At 37.7% G+C, this 20,686-nt stretch carries 22 protein-coding genes; 8 read left to right on the top strand and 14 right to left on the bottom strand.

The annotated features are described in order from the left end of the window. Positions 1-55: 55 nt before the first annotated feature. Together SFC47_RS10415 and SFC47_RS10410 are read right to left on the bottom strand one after the other, a co-directional pair. Positions 56-1,273 carry an MFS transporter gene (locus SFC47_RS10415; RefSeq protein WP_411254216.1) on the bottom strand — a complete coding sequence of 406 codons (1,218 nt, stop codon included), beginning with the start codon at positions 1,271-1,273 and terminating at the stop codon, positions 56-58. A 114-nt stretch (positions 1,274-1,387) separates the two neighbouring features. Beyond that, positions 1,388-1,996, bottom strand: coding sequence for a superoxide dismutase (locus SFC47_RS10410; protein WP_411254215.1), 609 nt, complete (start codon positions 1,994-1,996; stop codon positions 1,388-1,390). Positions 1,997-2,293: 297 nt separating this feature from the next. Here SFC47_RS10410 and SFC47_RS10405 point away from each other — a divergent pair, with 297 nt between their 5' ends. Next, positions 2,294-2,989, top strand: a complete 696-nt coding sequence (locus SFC47_RS10405; protein ID WP_411254214.1) for a Crp/Fnr family transcriptional regulator — start codon at positions 2,294-2,296, stop codon at positions 2,987-2,989. 36 nt (positions 2,990-3,025) lie between these two features. Here SFC47_RS10405 and SFC47_RS10400 read toward each other — a convergent pair whose 3' ends face one another. Continuing rightward, positions 3,026-3,508: a DUF456 domain-containing protein gene (locus SFC47_RS10400; RefSeq protein WP_411254213.1), complete on the bottom strand. Its 483-nt coding sequence runs from the start codon at positions 3,506-3,508 to the stop codon at positions 3,026-3,028. 139 nt (positions 3,509-3,647) lie between these two features. On the opposite strand from SFC47_RS10400, the gene SFC47_RS10395 reads away from it, so the two are divergent. From SFC47_RS10395 to ispG, 3 genes are all read left to right on the top strand, one after another. Continuing rightward, positions 3,648-4,427, top strand: a complete 780-nt coding sequence (locus tag SFC47_RS10395) for a DUF1189 domain-containing protein (protein WP_411254212.1) — start codon at positions 3,648-3,650, stop codon at positions 4,425-4,427. Positions 4,428-4,513: 86 nt separating this feature from the next. Further along, positions 4,514-4,843, top strand: a complete 330-nt coding sequence (locus SFC47_RS10390) for a hypothetical protein (RefSeq protein WP_411254211.1) — start codon at positions 4,514-4,516, stop codon at positions 4,841-4,843. A 117-nt stretch (positions 4,844-4,960) separates the two neighbouring features. After that, complete coding sequence (gene ispG / locus SFC47_RS10385) at positions 4,961-6,067, top strand: flavodoxin-dependent (E)-4-hydroxy-3-methylbut-2-enyl-diphosphate synthase (RefSeq protein ID WP_411254557.1); 1,107 nt, start codon at positions 4,961-4,963, stop codon at positions 6,065-6,067. Positions 6,068-6,133: 66 nt separating this feature from the next. On the opposite strand, the gene SFC47_RS10380 is transcribed toward ispG, so the two are convergent. Next, positions 6,134-6,514, bottom strand: coding sequence for a hypothetical protein (locus SFC47_RS10380; RefSeq protein WP_411254210.1), 381 nt, complete (start codon positions 6,512-6,514; stop codon positions 6,134-6,136). A 110-nt stretch (positions 6,515-6,624) separates the two neighbouring features. Here SFC47_RS10380 and SFC47_RS10375 point away from each other — a divergent pair, with 110 nt between their 5' ends. Continuing rightward, positions 6,625-7,191 carry a 5' nucleotidase, NT5C type gene (locus SFC47_RS10375; RefSeq protein ID WP_411254209.1) on the top strand — a complete coding sequence of 189 codons (567 nt, stop codon included), beginning with the start codon at positions 6,625-6,627 and terminating at the stop codon, positions 7,189-7,191. A gap of 72 nt (positions 7,192-7,263) precedes the next feature. Here the strand turns inward: SFC47_RS10375 and zur are convergent, their stop codons facing one another. The 3 genes from zur to SFC47_RS10360 are packed head-to-tail and all read right to left on the bottom strand — an operon-like array spanning position 7,264 to position 9,310. Then, the gene (zur, locus tag SFC47_RS10370) at positions 7,264-7,674 is read right to left on the bottom strand and encodes a zinc uptake transcriptional repressor Zur (RefSeq protein ID WP_411254208.1); all 411 of its coding nucleotides are present in this window, start codon (positions 7,672-7,674) and stop codon (positions 7,264-7,266) included. After that, positions 7,671-8,534: a metal ABC transporter permease gene (locus SFC47_RS10365; RefSeq protein ID WP_411254207.1), complete on the bottom strand. Its 864-nt coding sequence runs from the start codon at positions 8,532-8,534 to the stop codon at positions 7,671-7,673. Before SFC47_RS10365 ends, zur begins: the two co-directional genes overlap by 4 nt. Further along, the gene (locus SFC47_RS10360) at positions 8,531-9,310 is read right to left on the bottom strand and encodes a metal ABC transporter ATP-binding protein (protein ID WP_411254206.1); all 780 of its coding nucleotides are present in this window, start codon (positions 9,308-9,310) and stop codon (positions 8,531-8,533) included. Before SFC47_RS10360 ends, SFC47_RS10365 begins: the two co-directional genes overlap by 4 nt. 169 nt (positions 9,311-9,479) lie before the next feature. On the opposite strand from SFC47_RS10360, the gene SFC47_RS10355 reads away from it, so the two are divergent. Continuing rightward, positions 9,480-9,734 carry a DUF2624 domain-containing protein gene (locus tag SFC47_RS10355; protein WP_411254205.1) on the top strand — a complete coding sequence of 85 codons (255 nt, stop codon included), beginning with the start codon at positions 9,480-9,482 and terminating at the stop codon, positions 9,732-9,734. Positions 9,735-9,776: 42 nt separating this feature from the next. Here SFC47_RS10355 and SFC47_RS10350 read toward each other — a convergent pair whose 3' ends face one another. Further along, complete coding sequence (locus SFC47_RS10350; RefSeq protein WP_411254204.1) at positions 9,777-10,670, bottom strand: deoxyribonuclease IV; 894 nt, start codon at positions 10,668-10,670, stop codon at positions 9,777-9,779. Positions 10,671-10,693: 23 nt separating this feature from the next. Then, positions 10,694-12,004, bottom strand: coding sequence for a DEAD/DEAH box helicase (locus SFC47_RS10345; protein WP_411254203.1), 1,311 nt, complete (start codon positions 12,002-12,004; stop codon positions 10,694-10,696). A gap of 277 nt (positions 12,005-12,281) precedes the next feature. Between SFC47_RS10345 and vrrA the strand changes: the two genes are divergently transcribed. Both vrrA and SFC47_RS10335 read left to right on the top strand, forming a co-directional pair. After that, entirely contained in the window at positions 12,282-12,935 is a 654-nt protein-coding gene (vrrA, locus tag SFC47_RS10340) for a VrrA/YqfQ family protein (RefSeq protein ID WP_411254202.1), read from the top strand. A 535-nt stretch (positions 12,936-13,470) separates the two neighbouring features. Continuing rightward, a complete protein-coding gene (locus SFC47_RS10335; protein ID WP_411254201.1) occupies positions 13,471-14,409 on the top strand; it encodes a 4-hydroxy-3-methylbut-2-enyl diphosphate reductase in 939 nt (312 codons plus the stop codon). A gap of 343 nt (positions 14,410-14,752) precedes the next feature. Here the strand turns inward: SFC47_RS10335 and SFC47_RS10330 are convergent, their stop codons facing one another. The 5 genes from SFC47_RS10330 to dnaG form a co-directional block, all read right to left on the bottom strand. Beyond that, entirely contained in the window at positions 14,753-15,868 is a 1,116-nt protein-coding gene (locus SFC47_RS10330) for a Nif3-like dinuclear metal center hexameric protein (RefSeq protein ID WP_411254200.1), read from the bottom strand. Continuing rightward, positions 15,846-16,577, bottom strand: a complete 732-nt coding sequence (locus SFC47_RS10325) for a tRNA (adenine(22)-N(1))-methyltransferase (RefSeq protein WP_411254556.1) — start codon at positions 16,575-16,577, stop codon at positions 15,846-15,848. Before SFC47_RS10325 ends, SFC47_RS10330 begins: the two co-directional genes overlap by 23 nt. A 79-nt stretch (positions 16,578-16,656) precedes the next feature. Then, positions 16,657-17,016 (bottom strand): cytochrome c550, encoded by a 360-nt coding sequence (gene cccA, locus SFC47_RS10320; RefSeq protein WP_411254555.1) that lies wholly within the window; start codon positions 17,014-17,016, stop codon positions 16,657-16,659. 541 nt (positions 17,017-17,557) lie between these two features. Further along, positions 17,558-18,685: an RNA polymerase sigma factor RpoD gene (gene rpoD, locus SFC47_RS10315; RefSeq protein WP_179157159.1), complete on the bottom strand. Its 1,128-nt coding sequence runs from the start codon at positions 18,683-18,685 to the stop codon at positions 17,558-17,560. Between the two features lie 42 nt (positions 18,686-18,727). Beyond that, positions 18,728-20,539, bottom strand: a complete 1,812-nt coding sequence (dnaG, locus tag SFC47_RS10310; RefSeq protein WP_411254199.1) for a DNA primase — start codon at positions 20,537-20,539, stop codon at positions 18,728-18,730. Between the last annotated feature and the right edge of the window lie 147 nt (positions 20,540-20,686).

The raw sequence follows: 20,686 nt of genomic DNA, 5'->3' as shown, positions 1-20,686 counted from the left end.
TACAAAACGGCTTATAAATAAAAAAAGCGATGAGTAATAAGAATTACTCATCGCATTACACTGTAGGTAATTGGACTTTTCTTACAAACAAATAGATTAATGAATGTCCTGCACCAATAAATAAAAGAAGGATTGGAATACTTTGTTCGGCATTAAACCAAGTTACTGCTGCTAGGAATGACAATATCGAAACGATTCTCCCCAAATTGATAAAAATCTCCCGAACCACAATATATTCTATTCTCATCTCTGCAGCCTTCCAAGCACTTCCAATAACATCATAAGTAGTTGACATATAAGGCACAAGCAAAACAGGATAGGCAATCGCAATCATTGCCGCATAAATTAATAATTTTACATAATTAAGATCCCAGACAATTAACAAAACAGCTAAATAAAGGATAATCCCGCCAATAAGAATAGCCTTTTTTCGCTTGTTTTTCTTAATTAACCGGGATGCAGCATAATAAGCTATAAAGGAAATCCCAGAATTAATAAGCCCAAAAGTTCCTAAAGCCAGCTCACTTCCTGTTGAAATATAGACGAATACGGAGATGATAAATAGAAACGTTCCTTCCCTCAGTCCTTGAAAAAAATTTGCGTTTGTAATAAGTCTCCAATTATCATTTTTCTTTCTCTCCTCCATAATTCGCATAAAACAATACTTACCATTGGCTGGCCTCGGCTTTAACGAGAAGCTCAAGAAAACAGCAAATGCGAAAAGGGCTAAAGATATTCCAAATACAATGGTATACCCTGTGAACTTTTCAAATCGTGTAATAATAAATCCTGCGGCAATCGGTCCAATCATTCCGCCTGTCGAGGATAAGATTCCTAAGAATCCATTAAAGAAATCCCTCGTATCAGGCTCGGTGATTTCAAAGGTTAGGACATTGTAGGCGAGCCAATAAAACCCATAGCCCACCCCAAGGAGACTGCCCAGCAGCAGCAGATACGTTGAAGCATTTTTTCCAGTTATTAAAACCATTAAGTAAAAAAGCGCTAGAAAACTAACTCCCACTCTTAACACTTTAACTCGATCAATTTTCTTTGCCCATCTGCCAGCTAAGATAAAGGTCAGCGGCTGTAAAATGACGATTGAAAGGTTATATAGTGCCAGGTCAGAATACTCTCCCGTTTGTTTCCATAAGTAAATATTCACAAAAGTATTGGATAGTGCAACACTTAAAGAATACGTGCCACCGATGATTAACAGTAAGGCTAAATCTTTCGTTAATTGTACGTCACCTAAAAGCTTAAATTTTTTCGCCATAAAAACTCCCCTTTGTGATAAGGGTTAGTCTTTAACAAGCATGAGTCCTTTATACAGAAAAAAGAAAAAGACAGCTGAAAACAGCTGTCTTCTTTAAACTCATTATTATTATTATTATTTAGCAGCGCTGTAACGCTTAGAAACTTCATCCCAGTTAACAACGTTCCAGAAAGATGAGATGTAATCAGGACGACGGTTTTGGTAGTTTAAGTAATAAGCATGCTCCCAAACATCTAGACCTAAGATTGGTGTCTTACCTTCCATTAATGGAGAATCTTGGTTAGGTGTGCTAGATACTTCTAGTTCACCATTGCTTACAGATAACCAAGCCCAGCCTGAACCAAAACGAGTTGTAGCTGCTTTCGCAAACTCTTCTTTAAAGCTATCGAAACTTCCAAATTTACTGCTGATTGCGTCAGCTAATTCACCAGTTGGTGCACCGCCGCCGTTTGGAGAAAGGATTTGCCAGAATAATGAGTGGTTAGCATGACCGCCGCCATTGTTACGTACAGCTGTACGAGCTGACTCAGGGACTGCATCTAGATTAGCAATTACCTCTTCAACAGATTTTGATAATAGTTCTTCATTGCCTTGTAAAGCATTATTTAAATTTGTCACATATGTGTTGTGATGTTTTGTGTGGTGAATATTCATCGTTTCTTTGTCAATGTGAGGCTCAAGCGCATCGTACGCGTAAGGTAATTGTGGTAATTCAAATGCCATTTTAATTTCCTCCTATGTATACAAAAATTTTATTAGGCTTTGAAATATGTCTAAAATCGAAACGCTTTTAGAATATTCCTAAAGCTTTGTAGCTTAAGATTAACAAAGAAAGTGTTTTCTTTCAAATAAAATGCTTTCAACCTAACAAATATACATTAGCCTTTCCGTAAGTATTTTATACATAATTAATTTCAATAAGTGAATGACAAAGTTTTCGATAAATTGTCATGTTTCAACTGGTGATAGATTGTAAATACATGATTAAATCAAATTGTAGGGATAAAAGGAGTGGGAAAGATGCTCAGAAGCAGTTTGTCTATATATAGTTTGCTAGACCAATTCTTTCGAAAAACAGAGCAAATACAAAAGGTAAAAGAGGAAACCGTTCTTTTTCAAGAGAAGGATGGTGTTGAATATATATACCTTTTGCTTAGTGGATCCGTTGCATTAGGGAGAGTTCATATGCGCGGTAAAGACTTTATATTAAAAATAGTAAACAGCAGAGAATTGATTGTTGAATATCAGATATTTAAAGAAAATCCCCATTACCAGTTTTATGCGAAGACCCTTTCTGATTGTGAAATTCTTGCCATTAAAAAAGATCAATTTGAAGACTTCATTATGAATGACCCAGATGCGATGAATGCTTTTGTTGCCTGGTTAAGTACAAGCTACATAAAAGCTCAAATGAAATGTCAGGACCTAATCATGAATGGAAAAAAAGGCGGTTTATATTCCATCCTTATCCGTCTTTGTAATACTTACGGGGTAAAGACAGAAGATGGAATTCTTATCGATACTCCATTAACGCATCAAGAGCTTGCCAATCTTACCTTTGGGACAAGAGAAGTGATTCAACGTGCGTTAAAGGAACTGCGTGAAAAAGATGTGATCGCCTATGATCAGCAAAAATTTACCATAAAAAATCTCAAATATTTACAAAAGGAAGTAGACTGTCAAAACTGTTCCTGTGAAATATGTGGTGTGAACTAAAATAAGCTCCTGCTCAATTATGAGCAGGAGCTTATTTTACAGTACGATTAAGAAGAAATACACAATCATTAGTATCTGGATGATTGTCTTCGTAATGACGCTGCTAATAAATCCTATAACCGATCCGAAGCCAATTTTTAAACTATCTTTAAAGCTCGTTTTATTTACTAAAAGTTCTGCTGCCACGGCACCAATAAAGGGACCAAGTAATATTCCTAAGAACGGGATGACAAAGGGGCCAACTATGAGACCTATTGTACTTCCCCAAATCCCAGCCTTCGAACCGCCATATTTTTGAATCCCAATCATATTGGCAATATAATCGGCAATAAACAAAAGAATAATCAAAAAACCTTGAATCAGCCAAAAAAACCAGCCAAAAGGTTCAAATGAGAAAAAGACACCATAAAGCAGATATCCTGCCAATAAAAATAACACACTAGGGATGATAGGATAAATAAGCCCCACAAACCCAATGATAAATAGAATGACGATAATTGACCAATAGACGATCTCCATTCATGTTCATTCCTTTAGAAAATTTATTTTTAAACATATACGGATTCATTCCCTAAATGGTTTCATAATTCATCATTCTTGTTAATATTAGCTCCAAAAGCTACAATAGAATGGTGAATCTTTATTAGGGTGGTAAATTATGAATATCTTCAAACAATTTTATAAAAGTACTCATTCACCAAAGGATATTGCCTCTTTTCGCACTCAGGGAATTGGAAAAACGATTCTTTATGTATTTCTTCTGACATTAATATCGACCTTGCCGACCATTTATCATTTAAGTACAATGCTTACTGCTGGAATTGAAGGTACCAAATCTGTTATGAATGATGAACTCCCCTCTTTTACGATAGATAATGGAAGTTTATCAGCTGATACAGAAGTACCTATAACCATTGAAAAAGGAGATTTCTCCATTATTTTCGATCCAACTGGTGTGATTACCACAGGTGATGTGGAGGACGAAGATGCTGCTTTCGCATTACTTAGGAATGAAATTGCCGTATCGGCAGGAGGAAGAATCGATACCTATTCCTACTCCATGCTTGAGGGCATAACACTGACGAAAGAAGATTTTATAGACTTAGTTGATACAGTAGATGGAATGAAAGGGATTATAATACCCGTCATGTCTACATTTATCTTCCTCTTTTCAAGTGCTGTAAATTTCATTGAAGTCTCCATACTGGCATTATTCGGCTTAGCATTAAAAAACCTTGCACAAAGAAATATCAGCTACCGCCACCTGTGGAGAATGGCCGCTTACAGTGTAACACTGCCAACTGTATTCTTTACCATTATGACCGCTATAAATACGCCTGTACCAAATAGCTTCATGATCAATTGGTTTGTTGAAATAATCATATTATTCTTAGCAATTAAGGAAATACCAAAAGAAAAAGAAACAATTGACAACTAACGCATCCTTTGGGTGCGTTTTTTCGTTCTATATCATTTTGGACAAGCATAGGAATGTACAAACATTCCATTTTGGAGGCATGTCTTATGAAAAGAATTTTCCTTTTTTTCTTTGGTCTTCTAACCATTTATGTTATATATATTGATTTGACAGCCGGTACTTTACCTAAGAATGAATCACAGACACCTGAACAAACAGTAGCGACAATGGCAGAACCTGAAAATACGATTGCTGCTTTTGAGGCAGAAGTTGAACCTGGCGAAACACTCATTTCCATCGTCGAAGGTCATATCAAAAAGCCGTTACCTGTCTCCATTGATGATTTAATTAAGGATTTCAAAAGTCTAAATCCCGGTGAAACTCCAGAGAAAATTCAAATTGGAGTCTCTTATCAATTTCCTGATTACTCAAAATAGGGAAACAAAAGCGTCTGTCTTGTCAAGATGAGTAAAGGACTGATAAAATAATATGTGCATGTTAAAACTAAACTATTATTCGAATCCAATTTGAAGGAGCGAATTTCCTTGAGTGAAATTATTCATCGTACAAAAACCCGTCCCATTAAAGTTGGCAATTTAACGATTGGCGGGAGTAACGAATTATTTATACAAAGCATGACAACTACTAAAACACATGATGTTGAAGCAACTGTTGCTGAAATAAAACGCCTTGAAGAAGCAGGCTGTCAAATTGTCCGTGTAGCATGCCCAGACGAACGAGCAGCTAATGCCATTCCTGAAATTAAAAAAAGAATTAATATCCCCTTAGTGGTAGATATCCACTTTGATTATAAATTGGCACTTAAAGCGATTGAAGGCGGCGCTGATAAAATCCGTATTAATCCCGGAAATATTGGTAAGCGTGAAAAAGTGGAGGCTGTTGTTAAGGCGGCTAAGGAACGCGGAATACCGATTCGAATTGGTGTAAATGCTGGATCACTTGAAAAAAGAATACTCGAGAAGTATGGGTATCCAACTGCTGATGGGATGGTAGAAAGTGCCCTCCATCATATCAAAATCCTTGAAGATTTAGATTTCCATGATATCATCGTTTCCATGAAAGCATCAGATGTAAATCTTGCAATTGAAGCATACGAAAAGGCTTCAAAGGCTTTTGATTATCCATTACACTTAGGTATTACGGAATCAGGAACTCTTTTTGCAGGTACAGTTAAAAGTGCAGCGGGACTAGGAGCCATTATCAGCAAAGGGATTGGTAATACACTCCGCATTTCTTTAAGCGCTGATCCAGTAGAAGAAGTTAAAGTAGCAAGGGAACTTCTAAAAGTATTTGGACTTTCTTCCAATGCTGCCACGTTAATCTCTTGTCCTACCTGCGGCCGAATCGAAATTGATCTAATCAGTATTGCAAATGAAGTTGAAGAGTATATCTCGACTATAAAAGCCCCTATTAAGGTAGCTGTTTTAGGATGTGCTGTAAACGGTCCTGGCGAGGCAAGAGAAGCCGACATCGGAATTGCCGGTGCACGTGGGGAAGGCTTACTCTTCCGTAAAGGCGAAATTGTCCGTAAGGTACCAGAAGATCAATTGGTTGATGAATTGAAAAAAGAAATTGATCAAATTGCAGAAGAATATTTCCAGAAAAAAGCTGCAGAAGAAGCTGAATTAACAACTAAATAAACTACATGAAGAAACCCGGCAGATGCTGCCGGGTTTCTTGTTTTGCCCCTATATTACAGGTTACCGTTAAAAGAACGGGAGTATAAAGATACCAACAATAATGGAGATGGCACCTATCCCGATTGCCCACGCTCCCAGACTCTCTGCTCCTCGACGTCTGGCAACGAAGCCTAACACAATACCTGCTGCACCAAAAAGAATCGGCATGACAAACAGTGATAGTATCGATAGAGCTAAAGCAGCCCATCCCATGCCTGTTCCAGCTTTTGCCCCTGTTCCTTCACCTGACTTTGATCTTTCTTGGAATGCAGGGCGAGCTATTGGAACAGGAGCTGCAATTTCAGCTGCTGTTTCCTCTCTGTAATCAGAAGGGTAATCTGGACTATCTACATCAGTGTTTGGACTTGGGAGATATCCACGTATTTTCGTGTCTTTATGATCTTCCATCCGAATCCCTCACTTTCTAGTCAATAGGAGCATTAATTATTGTTTGTAACTTTCATCATTTTAGTATGGTAAAATAAAGATAAATACTTGGCAAATGTAGGTGACAACATATGAGGAAGAGATTTGGAATTGATATTGATGGGACCGTTACTTGTCCGTCAGCACTTGTTCCTTTTATTAATAAAGGATTTGGGCTTAACCTGACACTCGAGGATGTTAAGGAATATGATTTAGATAAAGTGGTAAATGTTTCAAGGGATAAATTTTCAGCGTGGTTTAGAGAAAACGAACCCATGATATACGAAGAATCTCCACTTGCAGAGGGTGCAGATACGATACTGAATACTTGGAAAAAGGAATATGAATTATTTTTCATAAGTGCACGGGGTTCACACCTTTTAGAAAATACAAAAAACTGGTTTAACAAAAAAGGGTTGTACTATAACCATATAGAACTAATAGGGTCACATGATAAGGTTGCAACAGCTAAACTACATCAAGTTGATTTGTTCCTTGAGGATAAGCACGACAATGCTGTTATGATTCATGAAGAGTGTAACATTCCGGTTCTATTATTTAATACCCCTTATAATCAAGACCCGATTCCTAAGGGAGTTATCCGGGTTAATAATTGGTATGAGGCCAATACTTGGGTAAAGCATTGGTTAAATAGTTAAAACAGCATGGAACATTTCCATGCTGTTTTTCTTTCCTGCCTAGAGCGCCTATAGGCTTCTCTTTTTCATTTTCTAATGACATTCTGGGCAGCGTCCATAAATTTCGAACTTATGTCCTGAGATATCGTACCCTTTTAAATCTTCACTTAAACTGTTCATTGGACACGTTTCAATCTCTTTCGTCTTTCCGCAATCCATACAGATGAAATGATGGTGATGAGTATGGCGTGAACAGGAAAAGCGAAAATGCTTTTCACCAGAGAGTTCCGTCATTTCCAGAATTCCCATTTTAACGAAAAGAGAAAGATTTCGATAGATGGTATCAAAGCTTAAACCTGGATAATCTTCCTTCAACTCATCTAAGACATCCTTTGCAGTTAAGTATTTATCACTATCAGCAAACAATTGAAGCATGTCTTCTCTTTTTCCTGTTTGTTTAAACCCATTCTCTTTTAAGAATTGGATGGCTTCATTAACATTCACCCTGCTGCACCCCCTTGTGAAACATGACTTTTTATCATTATTTTTTTATATATGATGGTAAACACTAATATCGCAACAGCTATCATAACGATCGTTCCACCAGGAGCAAGGTCTAAATAATAAGAAGCAAACAGTCCACCGAGAACAGATATTTCACCAAATATGATAGACAGGAAGATGGTTTGTTTAAACCCTTTAGCAATGCGGATACTTGCCGCAACAGGTAACGTCATCAAAGAAGAAACAAGCATGATTCCGACAATCCGCATGGACGCGGCAATCACAAGAGCAACCATAATGATAAAGATAAAATGAATACTTTTTGCTGCAATTCCAGAGGCTTTTGCATGCTCTTCATCAAACGATAATAAAAACAGCTCTTTATATAATAAAATGATGGTCAATACGACAACGATACTAATAAGAAAAATCACCCATAAATCCGTACGGCTGACTGCAGATACACTTCCGAATAAATAGCTATACAAGTCCGTATTAAATCCATCAGCGAGTGATATAAAGATTACCCCCAGCCCGATACCGCCTGACAAGATGATTGGAATAGCAAGCTCTTGGTAATGTTTATAAACTCCACGTAGTTTTTCAATGAACAACGAGCCGCCCACTGAAAAAACCATTCCTAAATAAAGAGGATTTAAACCGCTTAAAGCAATAAAATATTTTTCAAGAAGAAGGCTGGCTGCGATTCCGGCCAAGGTGACATGACTTAAGGCGTCAGCAATTAACGACAACCTTCTTACAACAATAAATACACCTAATAATGGTGCAAGAAAACCAATTAAGATCCCTGTTAGAAAGGCATTCTGTAAAAATTCATATTGAAAAATCCCTTGAATCATTTAAAAACGCCTCCGTGATCATGATGATGGGAAATGAGCTTGACATCCGTACCATAAAATTCAGACATCCCTTCACTTTGGTGCTTTTCAAATTCACGCGTATCACCATGGAAATGCAAGTGCTTATTCAAGCAGGCAACGTGAGTCACTTTATCTGAAATAGTTCCAACATCATGTGTAACTAATAAAAGTGTTATTCCCCGCTTCTTATTTAAATCCGCTAGCATTTGATAAAAAGCATTTACATTTTCCGCGTCAACGCCAACCGTAGGCTCATCTAGAATCAACAGCTTAGGCTCGCTAACAAGAGCTCGGGCAATGAATACTCTTTGCTGCTGCCCTCCTGAAAGTTCTCCTATATTTCGATGACTAAATTTTCTCATTCCTACAGACTCCAACGCATCATATACCTTTTGAGAATCTTCCTTCTTAAAGAAGCGAAATAATCCCAGTTTCTTTGTTAACCCACTGGAAACAACTTCAAAAACTGTGGCTGGAAATCCAGTATTAAAGGAATTTGCTTTTTGAGATACATAACCGATTTGCTGCCATTCTTTAAATTTACTCATTTCCTGCCCAAAAAGGAAAATTTCGCCTTTTTGCGGCTTTAATAGTCCCAAGATCAACTTTAACAAAGTAGATTTTCCTGAGCCATTTGGTCCGACAATGGCTAGAAATGAACCGTTTGGTATGGCTAGGTTAATATTTTCAAGAACAGTATCCTTTTCATATCGATAGGAAACTTGTTTTATTTCAATAATTGAATGTGAATTCATATGCTCTCACCTTAATTTTAAGAATCATTCCGATTTAACTTAAAGTAGTATACAATAGGAACTTGTTAATGTAAAGCTTTTACCTTTACACGAATACCAAATATGTCAATCTAGTCATATGTCACACTCTATTTTCCTCTTACATACATTAGATGAAGGAGTGATGAGTGTGAAGATTTTTGAGACCGTTATTAATCATAAGATTAATACCATTACTGGCGAAGAGCTTTTCAAGTATGCTGAACAATTTAATATTCGAGTAAATAGGCAGCAAGCCAATAAGGTTGCTCAATACTTAAGAGGCAAAAAAGTAAATATTTTTGATGACCGCGAAAGAGCATTACTCATTAAAGAAATTGCAAAGATTGCTGGCCCTGAGGTAGCGAGAGAAGTAAATAAATTATTTGTTCAATTTACAAAATGAATTTAAAAAGCTGTGCCCACATTGTTGAGCACAGCTTTTGTTTTATGATCGCATAATTTTATCCAAAAGATCTTCGTTGAATTTTTTCTCTCTGAGCATCTCGATTTCAAATAAGTATGGCGGCTTTTTATTATCCTTGTCTTCCCCAACATATGGTGTCTCGAGTATCTTCGGTATATCTGTCAGCTGTGGATGGTGTACGATATAATTAATCGCATCAAAGCCAATATGTCCAAAGCCGATATTCTCATGACGGTCTTTTCTCATCCCAATTGCATTTTTACTGTCATTAATATGAAGAACCTTTAGTTTATCAATGCCGACAATTTTATCAAATTCATTTAATACTCCATCAAAGTCTTCGACAATGTTATATCCAGCATCATGAGTATGACAGGTATCAAAACAAACTGAAAGCCTGTCGCTATAATTTACACCATCAATGATCATCGCCAATTCTTCAAATGACTTCCCGCATTCAGAGCCTTTACCCGCCATTGTCTCTAAAGCAATTTGCAGCTGCTCTTTACCGGTTAGTACTTCATTTAGTCCTTCGATGATTTTCTTAATACCTGCTTCCGTACCAGCCCCAACATGCGCACCTGGATGAAGCACGATTTGTTTAGCACCAATGGCCTCTGTTCGCTCAATTTCTGTTCGGAGGAACCTTACACCTAAATCAAACGTATCTGGATTTGTGGTATTACCAATATTGATGATGTAAGGAGCATGGACAACGATTTCAGAGATTCCGTTCTCCTCCATATGCCTTCTCCCAGCTTCAATGTTCAAATCCTCAATTTTTTTCCTTCTAGTGTTTTGCGGTGCTCCTGTATAGACCATAAATGTATTCGCACCATAGGAAACGGCTTCCTCGCTGGCTGCCAGGAGCATTTTTTTACCGCTCATGGAGACGTGTGATCCTATTTTCAACAAAACGTTCTCTCTCCCTTCAAATCTTACTTTTTCTTTAATTTTCTTTGGCGTTTCTTTATTTTATCGATTTCCCACTGCATTTTCTTTTTATAACCAGGTTTCACTTTTTGAGGTTTTTTGACCATGGATTTAGCGGTCTTATCTGCTTCATCTTCTTTTCTTACTCTTGTTTTCCTTTTATTGCGATCTTCTAATTCCACAAATTCCTCTTTTTTCAGATCCACATACTTAAACTGTATCCCCATTTTTTCAAGGCGGTTTAGTGCATCTTCGTCAGAAATATCATAAACTGTTAGAGCAATTCCTGAGTTTCCTGCTCTTGCAGTCCTTCCCACCCGGTGGATATAAAAGTCTAAATCTGTAGGTAATTCATAATTGATAACATGACTAATACCTTCAATATCAATTCCTCTTGAAGCCAGGTCAGTCGCAACGATATATTGGTACTCTAAATCCTGGATTTGTTTCATCATCTTTTTCCGCTCACGGGGATTAAGATCTCCATGGACCCGGGCAACCTTCAGCCCTTTATTAATCAAAAAGTTGGCAACTTCTTCAGCCATCTTTTTTGTATTGGTAAATACAATCGCTAAATACGGGTTGTATTGAATAAGAGCATCGTGGACAAGTTGTTTTTTATTTCTGTGCCTTGAAGGCAAAAGATAGTGTGTTAGGTTCTCAGCACTCTTTCTCTTGGCGTCAATTTGAATAGTTTTCGGATTTTCCATGTATTTTTTGAGAAACGGTTTAAGTTTTTCGGGAATCGTTGCTGAGAATACAAGCATCTGTAATTTCTCAGGCATTTTGGCAGCTACCTGATCCAAATCCTCGATAAATCCCATATCCAGCATCATATCTGCTTCATCAACGACAAGGACATCTGAAGTGTGAACAAATAGTGCTTGTTCAATCATCAAATCTTTAATTCTGCCTGGTGTTCCTACTACTATATGGGGCTGCACTTTTAGTTTATCAATGGTTCTCTGCTTGTCTGTACCGCCGATGTAGCATCTCGTCATGATGGCTTTATCCGGGCTGCAGTGTTCTGTCACCTTTAAAATTTGGTGATAGATTTGTGAAGCAAGCTCTCTAGTTGGTGCGGTAATGACAGCTTGTACCTCTTGCACCTCTGGTTTTATTTTTTCTAGAATGGGCAATACAAAAGCAAGTGTTTTACCTGTTCCAGTTTGTGATTGACCGATGGCACTTTCGTTTTTCAACACCAATGGGATCATTCTTTCCTGAATTTCAGTTGGTTCATAAAAACCTTGTTCCTTCATTGCGTCTATAATAAAAGGTTGTAAATTAAAACGTTCAAAACGATTTTCCTTCATGTAATTGCTCCTTATTTATTAATATCTCGTTCATGGAGTAGTTTTCTTACTTAAGGACAAAACTTAACCTCTTGTCCATGCATGAGCTTCCACTTTTATTTCCATCTCGTAATTATAGTAAAGTTTCGTCTAAATAACCAGTTATTATCATCTTTTACTTTTGAACTACTTTTAATCATGAAATTTTACAGTTTATCCTAGTGTTTATTCCTAAACCAAATGCAGAAATTTGCATACCTTAGATTATAAGGCTTTATTTTACAGAGGAGGCATATGTATGCAGCAGCCTAGACCGAGATATCCCCTGCATGGGCGTATGGGTCCAAACATGATGGGAAGAGTACCATATGGAGGTCATCAGCAGATGATGAATCCTTATGGCGGCAATGGGACGATGATGGGATATCAACAAAATTTTCATAACGGCAGCGCGATGATAGGACAAACGATGGGAAGAGGGCAAGGCAGAAGAAATGGCGGCGGCTTACTTTCAAAAATACTTGGCGGGAAAAAGCAAGGTAATCAACGAGCAGGCCTCCCAGGGTTGCAGAGTGCCCCGCGCAGCGGGCAAGGGGGAGTTTCCTCTATACTGCAAACCTTGAGTAATCCTGAAAGTCTCACAGGGTTTCTAAATAATACCCAGCAAGTTCTTAAAACAGCACAATCGATTGGGCCAATGATTCAACAATACGGGCCGATTGTTAAGAATCTTCCTATGATGTGGAAATTATATAAGGGGTTTAAAGACCTGCCATCAGAAGATCAATCTGTTGAGGACAAAACAGAGAGCCTGCACGTGGAAGAGCAATCTATCCCAGTGGAAGAAGAACGTTCACACAACAAACCGAAACGGAAAAAAAATATAGAACCTGAGACAGAAGCAGACAGAAAACAACACAGAGGTCCATCTATGCCAAAACTATATATTTAAAAAATGGGTGCTGGAGAAACAGCATCTTTTTATTTGCAATTGTATGGGTTTACTCTTGGATAACTTCAATTACTCTCGGATAACCTTAGCTTACTCTCGGATAACCTTAGCTTACTCTCGGATAACCCAGATTTACTCTCGCATAACCCAGTTTACTCTCGCATAACCCAGATTTACTCTCGGATAACCTAGCTTACTCTCGCATAACCCAGTTTACTCTCGCATAACCCAGTTTACTCTCGCATAACCCAGTTTACTCTCGCATAACCCAGTTTACTCTCGCATAACCCAGTTTACTCTCGCATAACCCAGGTTTACTCTCGCATAACCCAGTTTACTCTCGCATAACCCAGTTTACTCTCGCATAACCCAGGTTTACTCTCGCATAACCAAGGTTTACTCTCGCATAACCCAGATTCACTCTCGCATAACCCAGGTTTCACTTTCCAGAAATGTATCTTTGTATTATTTCTATTAGTTTTATATAATAATTACATAGATTCAAAGTCATATGTTCCTTAGGAGGACTTTATATATGCAAATCATTAAGATTTCACCACGCGGGTACTGTTATGGTGTCGTTGACGCCATGGTAATTGCACGTAATGCTGCATTAGATAAATCATTGCCGAGGCCTATCTACATTCTGGGAATGATTGTTCATAATAAACACGTAACAGATGCTTTTGCGGAAGAAGGCATTATCACACTGGATGGAAAAAATCGCAAAGACATTCTAGACAAGGTTGATACTGGCACTGTTATTTTTACAGCCCATGGTATTTCCCCTGAAGTCAGAGAACTTGCGAAGAAGAAAGGTCTAGTTACGATTGATGCGACTTGTCCAGATGTAACGAGAACGCATGATTTAATAGAAGAGAAAACAAAAGAAGGTTATCAAGTCATTTATATCGGAAAAAAAGGACACCCTGAACCAGAGGGTGCGGTTGGTGTTGCTCCTGGTGCTGTCCATCTTGTAGAGACACCAAGCGACGTTGAAGCGTTAAACCTTCAGAGTGATAAATTAATTGTTACCAATCAAACCACCATGAGCCAATGGGATGTCACTGATACGATGAAGAAGGTTCAGGAGAAATTTCCACATGCAGAGGCTTATAATGAAATTTGCAATGCCACACAAGTACGTCAGGAAGCAGTCGCTGGCCAAGCCACCGAAGCAGATGTAACCATCGTGGTAGGTGATCCTATGAGTAACAACTCTAACCGCCTTGCTCAAGTTTCAGAGGAAATCGCTGGTACAAAGGCTTATCGAATCGCTGATATTTCAGAATTAGAAATTGATTGGATTAAGGATGCGAAGAACGTCGCTGTAACATCAGGCGCCTCAACTCCAACACCAATTACTAAAGAAGTGATAACATTCCTAGAGCAGTTTGACCCCAATAACGAAGCAACCTGGGAACGCCGTAAAAATGTTCCATTAAATAAAATATTACCTAAAGTAAAAAAATAACCGGTCGAATCGTGGTTAAAAAACATTAAAAATAGCAAGGGTTGCTACCCTTGCTATTTTTCATTTATTCGGATTGCGTATTAACGAAGTTTGCAAATCATTTCCGACTTCTCATAACGATTTTTGCGTAGGTATGAGAATTTATAAGCGGAGAATTTCCGCCTAATGTATAAAAGGAAGCTTAATTAGTGGAAATAAGCGGAGGAATTCCGGTTAACTGCTCTAAATAAGTTAAAATCTAGAGATTTGGATAATATAAGCGAAAAATCTCCCCTTATTTAAAAGGAAATATGGGTATTTCCCAATTTAGACGGAATTTCTCCGGTTATTTTTCAATCCCTGCCTAAATAAATTTAAATGGATCTGTATTCACTTCTGAAGGGAAAATTTCAACTTCATACCCTGATTCCTTGCACATTTTGGTTAGTGTTTCGGTAAGTCCTTTTTTCATAACTTTCTCGACATTATGACCGGGATCTATCATATTTAATCCCTCCATCATCGCATCATGAGCTGTATGATAATAAATATCTCCTGTAATATAGACATCCGCACCCTTAAACTTAGCATGTTTGAAATATTTATTGCCATCTCCGCCTAATACGGCCACCTTCTTGACACGCGATGATAAATCACCAACTACCCTAACCTTTTCTACTTCTAATGCTTCCTTGACCCTCTCAGCAAATTCTCCGAGTGTCGTTTCTTTGACTGTTCCAATTCTGCCAAGACCCAGCACTTCACCTTTATTTTCAACAGGATAAATATCATAAGCTACTTCTTCATATGGATGTGCTTTTATCATGGCTGTAACTGCCCTTCTTAACAAGTGTTCAGGTACAATCGTTTCGATTCTTACTTCATCTACTGTTTCTAAACGGCCATGCTGTCCAATATGGGGGGTTGTATTTTCACCAGGCAGAAACCTTCCTGTCCCTTCTGCAGAAAAGGAACAATGGTTATAATTGCCTATATGACCCGCCCCAATGTCCCCGAGCACCTTTCGAATATCCTCAGCGTGACTACTTGGTGTATAGACGACTAATTTCTTCAGCTTCATTTCAGATGTAGGTACTAGTACTTCAGGGCTTTCTAATCCAAGTGCATCCGCTAAGAGGTCGTTGACACCGCCCTTAGCTACATCAAGGTTCGTATGAGCTGCATAGACCGCTACATCATGTTTTATTAGTTTTTCAATCATTCTCCCTTGTACAGTATCTGTTAGGACATTCTTCAGCGGGCGGAAAATTGGCGGATGATGGGCTATGATTAGCTGTACATTCCTTTCAATCGCTTCATCAATTACCTCTTCAAGAACATCAAGGGCAATCATGATTTTATCTATTTTCTTGTTCAATCTGCCAATTTGCAGACCTATTTTATCGTCCTCCATCGCAAGACCCTTAGGAGAAAACTTTTCAAAGAGTTGTATGATTTCATGACCATTCGCTTTCTTCATTGTCCAATACCCCCTCTACCAGAGCGATTTTTTTAGCAATCTCTTGTTTTTTCTCATCATTTTCATTAGAAGGCGCAGCACTTTCTAACTGTTCATAAATCCGCTTCCAGTTCTTTATTTCAAAACTCCATTTCTTTTTAAACACATTTTCTTTTCTCTCAAGGAGAAAAGGTCCTACTAAAAGGCCAGTTTCTATATTCAGATTGCGGTAGGGCTTTAAAGGGTCTCCTCTTTCCGCAACTACTATCTCATAGATTTTGTTATCCTCTTCAATAATTTCTTCTGTAATTAGTTCCCATTCATGATCAACAAGCCAGTTTCGGATGGCAATAGCATTAATATTAGGCTGCAGGACTAGCCGTTTGACTGAAGATAGTTTTTCTTTCCCGGTTTCTAAGATATTGGCAATTAGAGTCCCGCCCATACCGGCAATCGTGACACAATCCACTTCGCCTGGCTGGATTACCTCTAAACCATCTCCCATTCTCACCGATATCATGCTAGTAAGTCCTTGTGCCCTTACATTTTTTTCAGCAGACTGAAAAGGCCCTTTTACTACCTCTCCAGCAATCCCAAAGGTTATCACACCATTTTTTGCAAGAAAACTTGGTAAATAAGCATGATCAGATCCAATATCGGCTAACCTGGAATTCTTCGGAACATATTTTGCTACTGTTTCTAAACGTAAGGATAATTTATCTGTATTCAAATCATTCACCACTTTTTATGTATTACCTACAGTATAAAAAAAGTCCTTTACATTAGCAAAGGACCTTTTCATTGTAACATTATTTAATATCTGCTAACCAGTCAGCCATAGCATCGGCTTCTTCTGGTTTAACCATACCACCTGGCATATTTCCTCTACCCTTGGTAACTACTTCGATAATCTCTTCCTTGGATAACCTATCTCCAACACCAGTTAGAGCAGGACCCATTCCCCCTTGGTATGAGTCACCGTGACAGCTGACACAAGAACTTGTGTAAATTTCTTCAGGGCTTTTTGCTACTTGTTCTGTTTCAGCTCCGCCTTCTTTTTCCTTGGCAAGCTCATCCATATCCCCGAGGCCTTTGAAAGACAATAAGAACATTAGTCCGATTCCAAATACAAAGATTAGGATGTAAGGAATTACCGGATTTCGATTCATCATATAACCTCCCTTATGTACGTATAGCTGTAAATAAATAGTCTTCTACAAACAACTACTATTTTACTTTAAAAACTTAAGAAGGAAAAGCCCTAAACTTACTTTGTCACGATAATATTTATAAAAAAAAACAAAACAGGCTGGTTTCCTTAGAAATGTCAGCCTGTTTATTCTTCCCATTTATTCCTTTTACCAACCAATTAATCGGTAATTGTTAAGCTGATTCAAAACATTTGTCTAATTTTATTTTCAGGAGTTTACAGACTGTCAACAATAAAAAAATTAAAAAATAATTATAGCTATTTTTGTATATGATTTTTATTTTGTTTTACTTAATGCCTTGCGGGATGTACAAAGGAATACCTTTTTTAAAAAAATAAATTGTGATTAAAGTCAAAAAGTTTGCTTTTACCTATTTGCAAAGTGTAAAACAATTCAGTAAAATAAATACAAATGGAGAAAGTGCTTTCATTTCCAGCAAACTCCAAAAAAAATAGTTTACTCCTTTGTCAGAAGTAAACTACTTTATATTAGTAATTATTTATTCTAAAAAGTCTTTTAGACGCTTACTGCGGCTAGGATGTCTTAATTTACGCAGCGCCTTTGCTTCGATTTGGCGGATACGTTCACGGGTAACACCGAAAACTTTTCCTACCTCTTCCAGAGTTCGGGTGCGGCCGTCATCTAATCCAAAACGTAAGCGAAGGACGTTCTCTTCACGATCGGTTAGTGTATCAAGAACATCTTCAAGCTGCTCTTTTAACAATTCATAAGCGGCATGCTCTGAAGGTGAAGTGGCATCTTGGTCTTCAATGAAATCACCTAAGTGCGAGTCATCTTCTTCACCTATAGGAGTTTCCAGCGAGACAGGCTCTTGAGCAATCTTTAAAATTTCTCGTACCTTGTCTGGTGTTAAGTCCATATCTTCACCAATTTCTTCTGGCGTTGGTTCGCGGCCTAAGTCCTGAAGTAACTGTCTTTGGACACGGATTAGTTTATTAATGGTCTCAACCATATGCACAGGGATACGAATTGTCCGGGCTTGGTCAGCAATCGCTCTTGTGATGGCTTGACGAATCCACCAAGTGGCATACGTACTGAACTTAAAACCTTTTTGATAGTCAAATTTTTCTACTGCTTTAATTAATCCCATATTACCTTCTTGGATTAAATCAAGAAACAGCATACCACGCCCAACATAACGCTTGGCAATACTTACCACGAGGCGGAGGTTTGCTTCAGCCAGTCGTCGCTTCGCTTCCTCATCTCCTTTTTCAATGCGGAGTGCCAACTCTTTTTCATCGTCGGCAGAAAGTAAATCAACACGGCCAATTTCTTTTAAGTACATACGTACAGGATCATTTATCTTAACTCCAGGAGGTACGCTAAGATCATTTAAATCAAATTCATCGTCATCCCCTTTTGCTAATTGCTTAGGGTTTGGATCTTCGTCTTCACTTTCACCGACCAATTCAATACCCTGCTCAGTTAGGGATTCTAAGAAATCATCCATCTGATCGGATTCTAAGTCGAAATTTGCCATTCTTTCCGCAATATCATCATAGGCAAGGACGCCGGTTTTTTTTCCCAGTACCGTTAACTGGTCTTTTACTTGTTCAAAAGTTAATTCGTTCTCAGCTTCTTTTGAACGGGCTGATTTTTCAGCCATATGTCCCCCTCCTTCCAGAATCAAAGACATTAAAAATGGAATCTATAGCGATTTACGCAATTGAATAATTTCATTTCCAATTACGGCAGCTTTACTAAAATCACTTTGTCGCTCAGCTTCTTTTTGTTCCACTTCTTTTTCTTTTATCTTTAACAATTTTTGATAATTCAACACCTGTTTGATATAATCAGTTAATTCTTGATTGCTTAATTCTTCATTAATTGACATCATTTCAATATCAGCGACTATTCTTCTAAGATTATCATCTTGAATATAGGTTAAAAATGCACTAGAATCAGGATTCAAATGATCTTCGTAAAAACCAATTAGATATGTTATTATTGCCTGATGTTCATCGATATTAAACGTATTACCCTGTAATAAATCCTGAACCTTATAGGCTGTGTCCCGATTTCTTAACATATGGGCAATTAAACGTCTTTCTGCAGTAAAATGAGCAGGCTTTAATTTCTTATCTGGTCTTACAATTACATTTGGCTTATTATGAATTTGCGGTGCTTGACCATTTGCCTTCTTTTTTTCCGAGAAGAAAATCTGTTTTAGCTGCTGCTGTAAGGCATCAAGAGAAATGGAGAACTCAGAAGCAAGCTGCCGCAAATAATGATCTTTTTCAACAGCTTTTGTCAAAGTACTAATTTCTTTTAATATTGTTTCGATATAGGCTAGCCGTTCTCCTTCTATTTGAAGATTTTTTCCTCTTCGATAGTAGAGAAATTTAAATGCCATCCAGGTAAGGCTCGCACCTATGACCTCATTACGAAACTTATCAGCACCATTCTTCTTTATATATTCATCAGGATCAAGGCCATCAGGCATCATCGCTACTTTTATTGAACAACCGTTCTCAATCAGCATATTTCCTGCTCTAAAGGCAGCTTCAATTCCTGCTTTATCGGAATCAAAACAAATCGTTATTGATTCTGTATTCTGCCGTATCAGGGTGATGTGCTCTTCCGTTAAAGAAGTTCCCATCGTGGCAATGCCATTTTCAACACCAGATTTATCAGCTGCAATGACATCAGCAAATCCTTCAAAGAGAACAGCTTGCTGCAATTTTCGTATACTAGGTTTGGCCAAATGAAAATTATATAAAATTTTACTTTTATTAAAGATTACTGTTTCGGGACTATTTAAATATTTAGGCTCATCGGCCCCTAGTGATCTTCCCGAATAAGCAATGCAGTTTCCATTACGGTCAGAAATTGGAAACATAATTCGGTCTCGAAATCGATCAAAATATGTTCCATCCCTTTCTCGTTTGATAATCAAACCGGCCTTTTCCATTAATTCTGGAGTAAAATCTCTTTTAGTAAGAAATTTATAGACAAAATCCCATGAATTTAATGAATAACCTATTTGAAATTTATCAATCGATTCTCTAGTAAAGCCTCGGTTCAACAAATATTCTAAAGCATGTTGACCGTCTTTCGTATTTACTAGTAAATGGTGATAAAATTTACGCAAAAGCTCGTGCGCGTCCAGCATTGACTGAATTTCTGGAGAAACACTCTTACCCTTCCCATTAGCTGAGAAGTTTACTTGTAAATCAATATTAGCCTTTTCAGCTAATTTAACGGCTGCTTCTAGAAATGAAATTCCTTCAAGCTCCATTAAAAATGAGAAAACATTTCCTCCCGCTCCACAGCCAAAACAATGATAAATTTGTTTATCGGATGAAACGGAAAATGATGGGGAGTTTTCTCCATGGAAAGGACATAATCCGAAGTAATTTCGCCCTTGTTTTTTAAGTTGAATATATTCGCTAATAACTTCAACTATATCAACAGACTGACGAATTTGATTGATTTTTTCTTCGGCAATCCGTTCTGCCATGAAAACATCTCCAATTATACTTATTCTGCAAAGAAATTTGATTTCCTGCATATTTCGACAAAATTTTAATAGAACTTACATAAATTTTGCACGTGCACGGGCAAGTCCAATATCCTGTGTTACAGTAATATCCCCCTTTGCAGTATG

The sequence above is a fragment of the Neobacillus niacini genome, assembly GCF_046591715.1.
Classification (GTDB): Bacteria; Bacillota; Bacilli; order Bacillales; family Cytobacillaceae; genus Neobacillus; species Neobacillus niacini_L.
This window is presented reverse-complemented; position numbering and strand designations above follow the sequence as displayed.